This window comes from Nitrobacter sp. CN101 (genome assembly GCF_055390255.1).
Genome location: NZ_AP038833.1, coordinates 2,371,441 through 2,383,979, shown reverse-complemented (window position 1 = coordinate 2,383,979; position 12,539 = coordinate 2,371,441). Strand labels below are relative to the sequence as shown.

The following is a 12,539-nucleotide window of genomic DNA, read 5'->3' as shown; positions in this document are numbered from 1 at the left end:
AGCAATACGTTGCGCCAAACCCGATTCTTGCCGGACTGGAATTCGTAAAAGAAACGTATTTGTGTTGCGACATCGTCAAACGATGCGTGTACCGTGCCCGAAAGTCCAGACTGATTAATTTTTATAAGGAGGTCACGAATGCCAGCGATTGCTGAAATCCGGCCGACCGCCCTGCCGCACTCCGCGCCTCGCGGAAGCGATCTTCCGACATGCCCGGTTTGCGCCGACTCGATGATTGCAGCGGAAGCATCCGCATACCTGCCCGACAACGTCATCGGCCACTTGTGGAGCTGCGACACGTGCGGTTATGGCTTCGTAACCAAGCATGTTGTCCGACGCATCGCCTGCAATTGATACGATCTTTTCCGATGCGGTCAGACATCAGCGCATGGCGATATCGCCGCGCGCCCAGCCTTCGCGTGTCAGCTCGCGAAACTGCCGAAAGGTTCCTCCTGTAATCGCCGTGCGCATGGCCTGCATCAGACTCTGATAATATGCGATGTTGATCCCGGAGAGTAGCATCGCGCCGAGCGTTTCACCGGATCGCACTAGATGATGCAGATAGGCGCGCGAATAATTTCGCGATGCCGGCCACGAACTCTCTTCGTCGAGTGGACGCGGGTCGTCGGCGTGACGGGCGTTGCGAAGATTGATCTGGCCGAAGCGGGTGAAGGCCATGCCGTGGCGTCCGTTCCGCGTCGGCAGGACACAATCGAACATATCGATGCCACGCGCGACTGCTTCCAGCAAATCCTCCGGCGTCCCCACACCCATCAGATAGCGCGGCCGTTCCACCGGCAGCCACGGCGCGGTTTCCTCGATCATCGCGAGCATGATGGCCTGCGGTTCTCCGACCGCGAGACCGCCGATGGCGTAGCCGTGGAAGCCGATCTCGGTCAGCCTGCATGCGCTCGTGCGCCGCAGATCGGAGCTGTCCCCACCTTGAACGATGCCGAACAGCATGTTGGCGGCGGGGGCGCCCTCGAAAGCGCGCCTGCTACGCTCGGCCCAGCGCAGCGAGAGCTGCATAGCGCGCTCAATGTCGGTACGCTCGGCGGGGAGCCGCACGCATTCGTCGAGCTGCATCGCGATGTCGGAGCCGAGCAGCCGCTGAACCTCGACGGCGCGTTCAGGCGTCAGTTCGATCGCGGTACCGTCGATATGAGAGCGAAACGTCACGCCCTGCTCTTTCACCTTTCGCAACTGGGCCAGCGACATCACCTGGAACCCGCCGGAATCCGTCAACATCGGCCCGCCCCAGGTCGTGAATTTTTGCAAGCCGCCGAGTTCGTCGATCCGCTCAGCTCCGGGCCGCAGCATCAGGTGATAGGTATTGCCGAGCACGATATCGGTCCCGGCGTCGCGCACCTCTTGCCATTGGAGGCCCTTCATGGCGCCTTGTGTCCCGACCGCCATGAACGCCGGTGTCCGCACCGCGCCGTGAGCTGTGGTGAGAAGTCCAGTGCGAGCGCTGCCGTCGCGTCCAAGAATTTCGAAATGATTGGCGAGGCTCATGCGTCCGACCTGTTCGGAAACAGCAAGCAAGCGTCGCCATAGGAATAGAACCGGTACCCCCCCGCGATCGCATGAGCATAGGCATGTTTCATGGTTTCAAGACCGCTAAAGGCCGAGACCAGCATAAACAGCGTCGACCGCGGCAGATGAAAATTTGTCATCAGGATATCGACCGCGCGAAAGCGATAGCCCGGCGTGATGAATATCGCGGTCTCCCCGGTGAACGGCGCGATTTGACCGTCGTCGCCTGCCGCGCTTTCCAAAAGCCGAAGCGATGTCGTTCCGACGGCAACGATCCGCCCCCCGCTCGCTCGCGTCGCGTTCAGCGCGGCCGCGGTTTCGGCGGATATCGTACCCCATTCCGAATGCATACGGTGCCCAGCGCTGTCTTCGGCTTTGACCGGAAGAAACGTACCGGCACCGACATGCAGGGTGATCCGATGAAGGCCCACGTCGCGTTCGCGCAGCGCCGCTTCGATCGCCGGCGTGAAATGCAGCCCCGCGGTCGGTGCAGCGACGGCTCCCTCATGAGCTGCGAACATCGTCTGATAGTCTGCTGCATCGCGATCGTCGGGCGCGCGCTTTGATGCAATGTATGGCGGTAGCGGCGTTGAGCCCAGATCGGCAATGGCCTGATCCAGCGTCGGTCCGTGAAACGAAAAGGCGAACGTCACTTCGCCCTCCTCGCCTTTGCTTTCGACCTGCGCATCGAGGTGCCCGAGGAAGCACACCCGTCCCTCGTTGCCAAAGCGAACGATGTCTCCCGTCATGAGCTTCTTGGCCGGCCTGACCAATGCGCTCCAGCGAGAACCGTCGAGGCGCTTGATCAGCGTGGCGTCGATCCTCGGCTCAGTCTCGCGACCGATGCGGCGGCCATGCAACTGAGCGGCGATGACACGCGTATCGTTCACGACGAGTTGGTCACCGGGCCGCAGCCATTCTGGAAGATCTCTTACCCGTTGGTCGCGTAAACCGGCCCCGGGCTGTACCACGAGCATCCGTGCGGAATCGCGCGGGCTCGCCGGACGCAGCGCAATGCTCTCGGCCGGCAATTCGAAATCGAAGAGATCGGTTCGCATGAAATTATCAAGCTGACGGATGTAACTCGTCACTGAACCCGTTAGCCCGAAACGTCAATGGCCGGAACGCATCCGGCCATTTCACGTCGGTCTGAAGAGTCGGAATATCGCCTCAAGCGTCGGCCGCTATCCTGGCCTTCACGATCTTGTCGGGATTTTGCACTGGCTCACCGCGCTTGATCTTGTCGACGTTCTCCATACCTTCGATCACTTTGCCCCAGACGGTATATTGCCCGTCCAGGAAAGACGCATCGTCGAAGCAGATGAAGAACTGACTGTCACCCGAATCCGGACTTTGCGCTCGCGCCATGGATGCGGTGCCACGTACATGGGGCTCCCTGTTGAACTCAGCCTTCAGTTTTTGGCCTGAGCCGCCCATACCGGTGCCTTGCGGGCATCCGGTCTGCGCCATGAAGCCATCGATAACGCGATGGAATACGATACCATCGTAGAACCCCTCACGAACCAGCTCCTTGATCCGCGCAACATGACCGGGAGCGAGATCGGGGCGCATTTCGATGGTCACAGGTCCCTGCGTGGTTTCGAGGATCAAAGTGTTTTCGTTTTCAGCCATGCTCTCTTCTCTTCTCTTGCTTTGGAAGGGGTTCGTCGATCGTCAAATCGGATGGTCAGGGGACGGCCCGCGATCGCTTCGCCCATGCCTGAGGTAAATGGCATCGGTGCGCAGCGTTGTAATGCTTCCATCACGGCCGTCCGGTAGAGGATGCGCTCTCCGTCCGTTGCGTCGTGCCTCTCGTAAGTAATCCGCGGCCGACCCAACAAGCTACCGTCTCGCCTGAATGTGAACTGCACGGTGATCTCCATGCCGGCACTGTCGCGCGGCAAAGCGGGCGGCTGCCAGCATCCCTTCAAGCGCGCGGACATGGCGGCTAGGTTCGCCACGCCGCCGTCCTGCGCCATCGTATCTGGTGATACGCCGACGATGCAGATCGCAACCATTACGGTCAGCCAGCGCACGGGCTGCGCTCACTTGATGTCGGAGGCAACTTGAACCTTCAGCATCTTGTCCGGATCGGTGACGGTGCCACTTCGCGACCCGGCGGGCGCCTTCTTCAACTTGTCCACCACATCCATGCCGGAGACGACATCGCCGACCACGGTATATTTGTTGTTGAGGAAGGACGCGTCGTCAAAGCAGATGAAGAACTGCGAATTTGCCGAGTCATTACTTCCCGCGCGCGCCATGCCGACCACGCCGCGCTTGAACGGAACGGTAGAGAACTCGGCCTGGAGGTTCGGATACTTCGAGCCGCCGGTACCGTTGAAATTTTTGCCGTCGCCGGTCTGCGCCATGAAGCCGTCCATAACGCGATGGAATGGAACGTTATTGTAGAATCCATCACGAGCAAGCTGCTTGATGCGCTCGGCATGTTTGGGCGCGATGTCGGTCCGCAGCTTGATGATAATCTGGCCCTTCGTGGTGTCGATCACGATGGCGTTCTGCTTGTCGAGACCGGCCGGCAATGGCTGCGCAAGAGCGGGGACCACGAACATCAGCGCGGCGACGAGGCCAAGGATTCTAATCATGATAACTCCGGATCAGAGGAAGATCGGTTCATTCAACCGGCGAATTTGGTCTTGAGCTTCGAGGCGACCAGTTGCGGAACGAAAGCTGAGACATCGCCGCCCATCGTTGCGATCTGGCGCACCAGTGTGGCGGTGATCGGGCGGACGCCGGGCGAAGCCGGAACGAACACCGTATGCACGTCGGGGGCCATAGCCTCGTTCATGCCGGCGATCTGCATTTCATAGTCGAGATCGGTGCCATCGCGCAGGCCCCGAACCAGAATCGTGGCACCGGCCTTATGCGCGGCCACGACTGTGAGCTCGTCGTAAGTCGCGCAATCGAAGGCGCAGCCAGCTTCGACCGCGATCGGTTCGAACACCGAGCGCGCCATCGAAAGACGCTCTTCTGCCGAAAACAGCGGCGTCTTGCCGGGGTGAACGCCGACAGCCACGATCAGCCGGTCACATAGGACGACGGCGCTTCTGACGACATCGAGATGGCCGTTGGTGACGGGGTCGAACGATCCCGGATAAAGCGCGACGCGTGGCATCACCCCCTCTAGCGCGCCTGTTCAGGGGCCGCAAGCAGGCCGGGTTCCACAATATTCGAGGCTTCCGTCGATTTATTTCTTGGCGCCGATCGAACCGCTGCGGGGGTATCCGCGTCTTACCGTACGTCAGGGGGCAGCTGAAATCATTACAGATTTCAGGATTCTGTTTCGTCCGAAAGACCAGGTGAAACAATTCTTCGCATGATGAAACCGCTTTTCATGGCTGGCGAAGATACCGCGAAACCAGGGCCGGTTATCAATCCGCCCAACAAAACGGGCCGCCAAAACAAACGGACAGGCTCAAATCACAGGGGACCGTCATGATCAAAGCTCTTTCCGCAGTCGCGGTCGCGGCGTTCATCGCAGCCGCCCTCACCGTTCTTCCCGGTTTTGCTCCCCAGGTTTCCGCCAGCACGCCTGTTCCGCTCGCCAAAGCGGATCGGCTGGACATCCACCCGGTTGGAACGACCTGTTCACAGCGAGCCTGGCCGAATTTCGAAACGTCCTGCCTTCGCGCCGCCGGCTCCAAAACGGTAGTTCGTGAAGCTCGGCTCGTCACGCCAGAGCATCGCTGATCTGGATTTAATTCCGTTCCTTGATCGCTTAAAAAGGGGCCGCCCGCATGACGCGAGCGGCCTCTATGTTGGCCGTAAAGGGCGAATCCCGCTATCCGCCGTTGCCGTTTTCGCCATCCTCGCGGATATGTTCGACCGACACCACATGCTCATCATCCGCCGTATTGAACACGCGAACGCCTTTGGAAGCGCGGCTGGTGATGCGGATGCCTTCCACCGGCACTCGGATCAACTGCCCGCCATCGCTCACCAGCATGATCTGATCCGACATTTCGACCGGAAATCCAGCCACGAGATGGCCGATCTCGCCGAGCTTGGTCGGATCGGTCGCGCGGATGCCCTTGCCGCCACGTCCTGAAACCCTGAATTCAAACGACGACGATCGCTTGCCATAACCCTGCGCGGTGACAGTGAGCACAAACTGCTCGGCGGCGCCCATCTCCACATAGCGCCCTTCGGGCAGCGAGAGATCGGTATGTGCGGCCTCGTCAGCCTCGGGTGTCGCCTCCTCGGGCTCGATATCCTCGCCGGTTGCAGCGCGGCGGATCGCGCCGGACTGTTTGAGGTACGCGGCTCGTTCGGCCGGCGTGGCGTCGAAGTGATGCAGTATCGACAGTGAGATAACCCGGTCGCCCTTAGCCAGCGCGATGCCGCGCACGCCCATCGATGTCCGGCCCGAGAACACACGCACGTCGGTGACAGGAAACCGAATGCACTGACCGTCTGCGGCGGTCAGCAGCACATCATCGCGCTCGGTGCAGATCTGGACGTCGACGATCGACTCGCCCTCACCAAGCTTCATCGCGATGATGCCGGAGCGTCGGACATCGACGAAATCGGAGAGCTTGTTGCGGCGGACCGTTCCGCTGGTGGTCGCGAACATCACATCAAGGTCGGCCCACGACGATTCATCTTCAGGAAGCGGCATAATGGTGGTGATGCGCTCGCCCTGTTCGAGCGGCAGAATGTTGATCATCGCCTTGCCGCGCGCATTCGGGGCCGCCATCGGCAGCCGCCAGACCTTTTCCTTGTAGACCTGTCCGCGAGATGAAAAGAACAGCACCGGTGTATGGGTCGATGCCACGAACAACCGGCTGACGAAATCCTCATCCCTCGTCTGCATTCCGGAGCGGCCCTTGCCGCCCCGCTTTTGAGCGCGATAGGCCGATAGCGGCACCCGCTTGACATAACCCGCGTGCGAGACGGTTACGACCATGTCCTCGCGCTGGATCAGGTCCTCGTCCTCGACCTCGCCTTCCTGTTCGACGATAATCGTCCTGCGCGGGGTGGCGAATTCGGACTTAACCGCGCCAAGCTCACTCTTGATGATGGCCTGTACGCGGGCGCGCGACCGCAGGATATCCAGATAATCGGCGATCTCGACCGCGAGCTTGTCGAGCTCGTCAGAAATTTCCTCGCGGCCAAGCGCGGTCAGGCGTTGCAGGCGCAAATCGAGAATAGCCTTGGCCTGCTCCATCGACAGCCGCGCGGTGCCGTCCGGCGACATGCGGTGGCGCGGATCGTCGATCAGCGTGATCATCGCCGCCACGTCCTTCGCCGGCCAGTCGCGCGACATCAGGGTATCACGTGCTGTGGTTGGATCGGGAGACTCCCGGATCACACGAATGATCTCGTCGATATTGGCGACGGCGATTGCCAAGCCAACCAGGATATGGGCGCGGTCGCGGGCCTTGTTGAGCAGGAATTTGGTTCGGCGGGTGACGACCTGTTCGCGGAATGCGATGAACAGCGTCAGCAGGTCTTTCAGATTCATGAGCTGCGGACGACCTGCATCCAGCGCCACCATGTTGGCGCCGAAGTTGGTTTGCAGCGGCGTGAACCTGTAGAGCTGGTTGAGCACGACCTCCGGAACGGCGTCTCGCTTCAACTCGACGACGACGCGGAAACCCTCTCGATCGGATTCGTCACGCAAATCCGAAATACCGTCGATCCTCTTCTCGCGCACCAGCTCGGCGATACGTTCGACCATACTGGCCTTGTTGACCTGATACGGGATCTCCGAAATCACGATCGCTTCGCGGTCCTTGCGGATCGTATCGATCGACACCTTGCCGCGCATCACGATCGAGCCGCGGCCGAGGTGATAAGCCGAGCGGATGCCCTGCCGCCCGAGGATAATGCCGCCGGTTGGAAAATCCGGGCCCGGAATGATGTTGATGAGGTCGTCGATCCCCAGCGCGGGATTGTCGATCAGCGCCACGCAGGCGTCGATGACTTCGCCGAGATTGTGCGGCGGAATGTTTGTGGCCATGCCGACGGCAATGCCGCCGGCGCCGTTGACCAAAAGGTTTGGAAACTTCGCCGGAAGGACCGAGGGCTCCTTCTCGCTGTTATCGTAGTTAGGCTGGAAATCGACGGTGTCCTTGTCGATATCGTCGAGCAGCGATTGCGCGATCTTGGTAAGGCGGGATTCGGTGTAGCGCATGGCCGCCGCCATATCGCCGTCCACCGAGCCGAAATTGCCCTGCCCGTCGATCAGCGGCACGCGCATCGAGAAACCCTGCGCCATGCGCACCAGCGCGTCGTAGACCGACTGGTCGCCGTGGGGATGGTACTTACCGATCACGTCGCCGACGGTGCGCGCCGACTTGCGATAGGGCTTATTCCACTCGAAACCGTTCTCGTACATCGCGTAGAGAATTCGCCGGTGAACCGGCTTGAGACCGTCGCGCGCATCCGGCAGCGCCCGCGCCACGATTACGCTCATGGCGTAATCGAGATAGCTGCGTTTCATCTCATCGAGGATCGAAACGGGCCGAATGCCCGAAGGCGCCGGCGGCTCCCCAGGCTTGGTGTCGTCGGTGTCTGACAAAGAAGGATTCCGGTCGGTTTCTACTTGGATTCATATAGCTTACTGAGGCTCGGAAGACCACCTTCGGCAGCCCCGCAAGGCGGTTTTTTCCCGTCGTTTTTTCAGACACTTATAGGCTATAACGGCAACCAGAATCTGATGGTCGAATGGTGGTCCTGGACTACGCGCTGACGACCTTCGTGGCGCTTATGGTGGTGGGGGTTCGGCCGGCGCGGGAGGTCCAGCAGGCAACGCAAGCGGCGGCGGAGCACACGCAAAAAATTGCGGCTAAACGCGTCAGACAAAAAACATCGAGCCCGCGACCGATCCCGTCAGAAGCGGAGAGCCTCTAGCCCAAGGCTTAGAACCTACTGCGCAGCGCCGCCGCTGCTCGAACTATCGCTTTCAGGATCCAGGGGCGGGACTAACGCCAATTCGAGATCGCCCGCCTCAAGCGGCTCCTCATCGTCCCGCAAAGTCGGATCGTCGGAAGGTGTGGGAACACTGAACCCTCCCGGTAGACGAGAATCCAGCAGCCCCGTTCCCTTCAGTTCTTCCAGGCCCGGCAGGTCGCCGAGATTTTCGAGACTGAATTGGGACAGGAACGTCTCCGTCGTTCCGAAGGTGAGCGGGCGGCCCGGTGTCTTGCGGCGGCCGCGCGGCTTAATCCACCCGGTCTCCAGCAACACGTCGAGCGTCCCCTTGGAGGTGACGACGCCGCGAATTTCCTCAATCTCCGCCCGGGTCACAGGCTGATGATAGGCAATGATCGCTAACACCTCGATCGCTGCGCGCGACAGACGCCGGGTTTCCGTGCTTTCCCGCGTCATCAGCCACGCCAGATCTCCCGCTGTACGGAATGTCCACTTATTGGCGATGCGCACCAGGTTGACGCCCCGCGAGGCGTAGTCCGCCTGCAACTGGGCAAGGGCCATTTTGATGTCGACGCCGTCGGGCATCCGCTTGGCCAGCGCGGCCTGATCCAGCGGCTCGGATGAAGCGAACAGCAACGCCTCCAGCAACCGCAATTCCTCGGGACGCGCTGCGGGTCGTTCCGACTCAAACTCCTCGAGCTGCTCCACGCGCATTTCCGCCAGGCTTGCCATGCTCGCTCTCCTTCTTCACTTACTGCGCCGAGGTGTCCGGCCCCGCCATCGGATCGGGTGACGGCTGCCGCGCACGCTTGCGAAAATAAAGCGGTGCGAATGCCTCTTTTTGATTCAGATCCATGACGCCCTCGCGCACCAATTCGAGTGCAGACGCAAAACTCGACGCGAGCACGGTAGCCCGCTGCGACGGATCGACAACAAAGGTCATCAGATACTGGTCGAGGCATCCCCAATCCTCGCCAGAGAGACCGACCAGACGCTCAAGCGAGGCTCGTGCTTCGCTCAACGACCAGACCGTTCGCTTGGCCATATGAACGGTCGTCAAGACACGCTGCTGCCGCTGCACGGCATAAGCGGAGAGCAGGTCGAACAACGTCGCGGTGAATCTCGGATGGCGAATTTCAGCGATCGATTCCGGGTTGCCTCGCGGAAAGAGGTCACGCCCCAACTGCTGACGATTCATCAGGCGGTTCGACGCCTCGCGGATGGCCTCAAGGCGCCGCAGCCGATTGGCAAGCGCCGTCGCCATCTCACCGGCGCTGGGCCCATCCGGCGTCGGCGGCTCCGGCAGCAGCAAGCGCGATTTCAGAAATGCCAGCCATGCCGCCATGACCAGATAGTCGGCAGCCAGTTCGAGACGAATCTTGCGGGCCGCCTCTATGAAAACGAGATACTGATCGGCAAGCGCCAGAATGGAAATTTTCGCCAGGTCGACCTTTTGCTGGCGGGCAAGCGCAAGCAAAAGGTCCAGCGGGCCTTCATAACCCTCGACATCGACCACGAGCGCAACCTCGTCGATGACGACGGGCTCGGTGGGCCGGCCTGTTTCAAACGACAGAATTTCCGCACTCATGCGCTCGCCGTCCCCGCTGCCGTTAACGCGTCGAGTTCCGCCCGCGCCGCTTCGCGATCGAATGGTTGCGGCGGTTTGCGCGCCGCCAGCGCTCGCCGGGCGCGGTCTAGCGCCGAACCCGACAGCTCCGGAGCTTCGCTAGCGACCTGCCGCATCTCATCCAGACTGCCATTGCAGTGCAGGACCATGTCGCAGCCAGCAGCAACGATCGCCCTCGTCCGCTGGGCGATCGATCCCGCCAACGCGTTCATGGACACATCATCACTCATCAACAATCCCTGAAACCCGATGGTGCCGCGAATCACCTGTTCGATGATTGTCGCAGATGTCGTGGCCGGTTGGGTGGCATCAATTGCACTGAACACAACATGTGCGGTCATCGCCATCGGCAGGTCCGCAAGGGGACGAAATGCAGCGAAATCAAAGGTCTCCAGATCGTCCTTCAAGGTTTCTACAATCGGGAGTCGGTGATGGGTGTCAGCGGTCGCCCGCCCGTGACCCGGAATGTGCTTGAGAACCGGCAGAACACCACCCTGCTCTAGTCCCTCAGTAACGGCCCGCGCGATCGTCGCCACCTTGTGAGGATCGGTGCCATAGGCGCGATCACCGATGACTGCATCCGCGCCCGGCACCGGAACATCCGCCAGCGGCAGGCAGTCGACTGTGATGCCAAGATCGGCGAGATCGGTCGCGATCAGTTGTGCGCTGAGCCGTGCGGCCTTCAGCCCCATATCACGGTCGCGGTCATAGAGGACGCCGAACGTGGCGCCCGCCGGATAGATGGGCCAGTGGGGCGGCCCCAACCGCTGCACGCGGCCACCTTCCTGGTCTATCAGGACGGGAGCATCGCTATCCTCGACCGCTTCTCGAAACTCCTGAACCAAACGCGCGACTTGCAGGGGATTGTCCACATTCCTTCTGAACAGAATGAACCCCCACGGGCGCTGTTCGCGCAGGAATTCGCGCTCCTCCGTTGTCAGACTTAGGCCTGACGCTCCCGTGATGAATGCGCGCGAACTCATGGCGGCCGATTAGCCTTCATCGGCCGCGACGGTCAAGGAATCGGCCGTTAATTCCTTTGGACGACGCACTGTCCGCCGGCCGATTTGAGGCTTCCGCAGAAACGCGAGGCCTCCTCGGAAGAACCGAACGGACCGACCATCGCACGATAGTAGACACCCTTGGCGCCAAGGTCTGCGCGTTTGATTAAAGGAGCGCGCGATCCCAGCACCGGGAATTTTCCCTGCAGGTGCCGGAACGACGCCCGCGCGTCCGCTTCGTTACGCTGAGAGGAAACCTGCACCAAATAACCTCCCGTACTGGCGACGACCGGCGCCTGCTGCGTCGGATTGGTCGAAGCTATTCGGGTGCGCGGTTCGGCAGCCTGTGGCGACACCGACTGAGGTGCATTTGCCCCGGATGCAGGACCCGTGGGAGTCGCATGCCGAGATTCGGAGGACTCAGGCCGCGCAACAGCCGCGGCCGTTAGATCGGCCGGATCACCACGGACCGTCAGGGTCCTGACCCTGTGTGGTTCATCGCCAGCAACTGTTCCGTTTGCCGCCGTCGCGGGAGGCTTGATGTTCGGAGCCACGCTTGCTGCGGACGGCGGATGGCCGTTCTGGTTCAACGGCGGGAATACGACACGCGGACCGGCGTTGACGGCATCTTTGACGTTAACTGGCTGCTCCTCACGGGACACCATCTGCTCGGTACCGTTCTCCGAGGACATTCGGTCCTGAAGCAACTTGCCAACGGCATCCCCCGAAGCGGCCTGCTGAGGCACGATCTTGTTCGGTTCGGTGTTGGCCCTTATGACCGGAGGCTCACCTTTCGGGGCAGTTCCAACAAAGGTGCGATAAGCATACGCCGCACCGGTACCGACCACAGCGAGCACTAAAACCGCGACCACGGTTGCCATTTTGCCGCGACGCCCGGGTGCCGGTTCATCTTCCTCATAACCATTCTCGTAGCCGAATGGCGCTTCCGTATAGGTCTCACGCGGAAACTGGCCTTCATACGCGTCGCGCGGAACGTGATCCCCATACGCGTACGCCGGCTGCTCGTCCGGGCGCTTCCCGTACAGCACGTCGTCATAACGGTCGGCCTGATAATATGACTCTGGCTCAGGCGGCTGATGCTGGTTGTCAGGATAAACCGCCGCGCGCCGCAGAACCGGATGCGGCGGGGATTCGAACTGCTCCGGCGAAGGATCAGGTTGGGTCATCCGCCTCTGAATCCACTGAGGCGGACCGGCTGGAACCTCTTCCTCTACGGCTGGCTGCGGCTCGAAGTGATCCACGGGATCATCCACCGGAGCCACCGGCGCTCCTCGTTTGACATCGCCGAAGGGATCGGTCTGACCAATCAGACGCGCAAGTTCCGCAAGCGGATCCGGCTCCGGGGGAGCTGTCGCGCCCCGATCGTCGCGCCCGTAATCATCGTCCTCCGGGAAAGGTCTGTCCTGATATCGATGAGCCATTGTGATGTCGCGTCCCTTTCGGAAAGGCGCCAACTC

13 protein-coding genes are annotated in these 12,539 nt (G+C 61.1%); 2 read left to right on the top strand and 11 right to left on the bottom strand.

Annotated features, from left to right (window positions below):
- Positions 1-138: 138 nt before the first annotated feature.
- Entirely contained in the window at positions 139-354 is a 216-nt protein-coding gene (locus ACZ5IL_RS11825) for a hypothetical protein (protein ID WP_464591621.1), read from the top strand.
- A gap of 27 nt (positions 355-381) precedes the next feature.
- Here the strand turns inward: ACZ5IL_RS11825 and tgt are convergent, their stop codons facing one another.
- The 6 genes from tgt to coaD all read right to left on the bottom strand — a co-directional run bounded on the left by tgt (position 382) and on the right by coaD (position 4,672).
- Positions 382-1,515 (bottom strand): tRNA guanosine(34) transglycosylase Tgt, encoded by a 1,134-nt coding sequence (gene tgt / locus ACZ5IL_RS11820; RefSeq protein WP_464591619.1) that lies wholly within the window; start codon positions 1,513-1,515, stop codon positions 382-384.
- Positions 1,512-2,594: a tRNA preQ1(34) S-adenosylmethionine ribosyltransferase-isomerase QueA gene (gene queA, locus ACZ5IL_RS11815; protein WP_464596898.1), complete on the bottom strand. Its 1,083-nt coding sequence runs from the start codon at positions 2,592-2,594 to the stop codon at positions 1,512-1,514. The genes tgt and queA overlap by 4 nt, the downstream gene beginning before the upstream one ends.
- Before the next feature lie 112 nt (positions 2,595-2,706).
- Complete coding sequence (locus ACZ5IL_RS11810) at positions 2,707-3,168, bottom strand: peptidylprolyl isomerase (RefSeq protein WP_464591617.1); 462 nt, start codon at positions 3,166-3,168, stop codon at positions 2,707-2,709.
- On the bottom strand, positions 3,144-3,572 hold the full coding sequence (locus ACZ5IL_RS11805; protein ID WP_464591615.1) for a hypothetical protein: 429 nt from the start codon (positions 3,570-3,572) through the stop codon (positions 3,144-3,146). Before ACZ5IL_RS11805 ends, ACZ5IL_RS11810 begins: the two co-directional genes overlap by 25 nt.
- Before the next feature lie 9 nt (positions 3,573-3,581).
- The gene (locus tag ACZ5IL_RS11800) at positions 3,582-4,142 is read right to left on the bottom strand and encodes a peptidylprolyl isomerase (protein WP_464591613.1); all 561 of its coding nucleotides are present in this window, start codon (positions 4,140-4,142) and stop codon (positions 3,582-3,584) included.
- Positions 4,143-4,174: 32 nt separating this feature from the next.
- Positions 4,175-4,672: a pantetheine-phosphate adenylyltransferase gene (gene coaD, locus ACZ5IL_RS11795; RefSeq protein ID WP_464591611.1), complete on the bottom strand. Its 498-nt coding sequence runs from the start codon at positions 4,670-4,672 to the stop codon at positions 4,175-4,177.
- Between the two features lie 320 nt (positions 4,673-4,992).
- Here coaD and ACZ5IL_RS11790 point away from each other — a divergent pair, with 320 nt between their 5' ends.
- Positions 4,993-5,247 carry a hypothetical protein gene (locus ACZ5IL_RS11790; protein ID WP_079446965.1) on the top strand — a complete coding sequence of 85 codons (255 nt, stop codon included), beginning with the start codon at positions 4,993-4,995 and terminating at the stop codon, positions 5,245-5,247.
- A 91-nt stretch (positions 5,248-5,338) separates the two neighbouring features.
- Here the strand turns inward: ACZ5IL_RS11790 and gyrA are convergent, their stop codons facing one another.
- The 5 genes from gyrA to ACZ5IL_RS11765 all read right to left on the bottom strand — a co-directional run bounded on the left by gyrA (position 5,339) and on the right by ACZ5IL_RS11765 (position 12,503).
- A complete protein-coding gene (gyrA, locus tag ACZ5IL_RS11785) occupies positions 5,339-8,080 on the bottom strand; it encodes a DNA gyrase subunit A (protein ID WP_464591609.1) in 2,742 nt (913 codons plus the stop codon).
- Positions 8,081-8,427: 347 nt separating this feature from the next.
- Positions 8,428-9,165 carry an SMC-Scp complex subunit ScpB gene (gene scpB, locus ACZ5IL_RS11780; RefSeq protein ID WP_464591607.1) on the bottom strand — a complete coding sequence of 246 codons (738 nt, stop codon included), beginning with the start codon at positions 9,163-9,165 and terminating at the stop codon, positions 8,428-8,430.
- A 19-nt stretch (positions 9,166-9,184) separates the two neighbouring features.
- A complete protein-coding gene (locus tag ACZ5IL_RS11775) occupies positions 9,185-10,021 on the bottom strand; it encodes a segregation and condensation protein A (protein ID WP_464591605.1) in 837 nt (278 codons plus the stop codon).
- Positions 10,018-11,043, bottom strand: coding sequence for a beta-N-acetylhexosaminidase (gene nagZ / locus ACZ5IL_RS11770; RefSeq protein WP_464591603.1), 1,026 nt, complete (start codon positions 11,041-11,043; stop codon positions 10,018-10,020). The genes ACZ5IL_RS11775 and nagZ overlap by 4 nt, the downstream gene beginning before the upstream one ends.
- 47 nt (positions 11,044-11,090) lie before the next feature.
- The gene (locus ACZ5IL_RS11765) at positions 11,091-12,503 is read right to left on the bottom strand and encodes an SPOR domain-containing protein (protein WP_464591601.1); all 1,413 of its coding nucleotides are present in this window, start codon (positions 12,501-12,503) and stop codon (positions 11,091-11,093) included.
- Positions 12,504-12,539 lie beyond the last annotated feature (36 nt).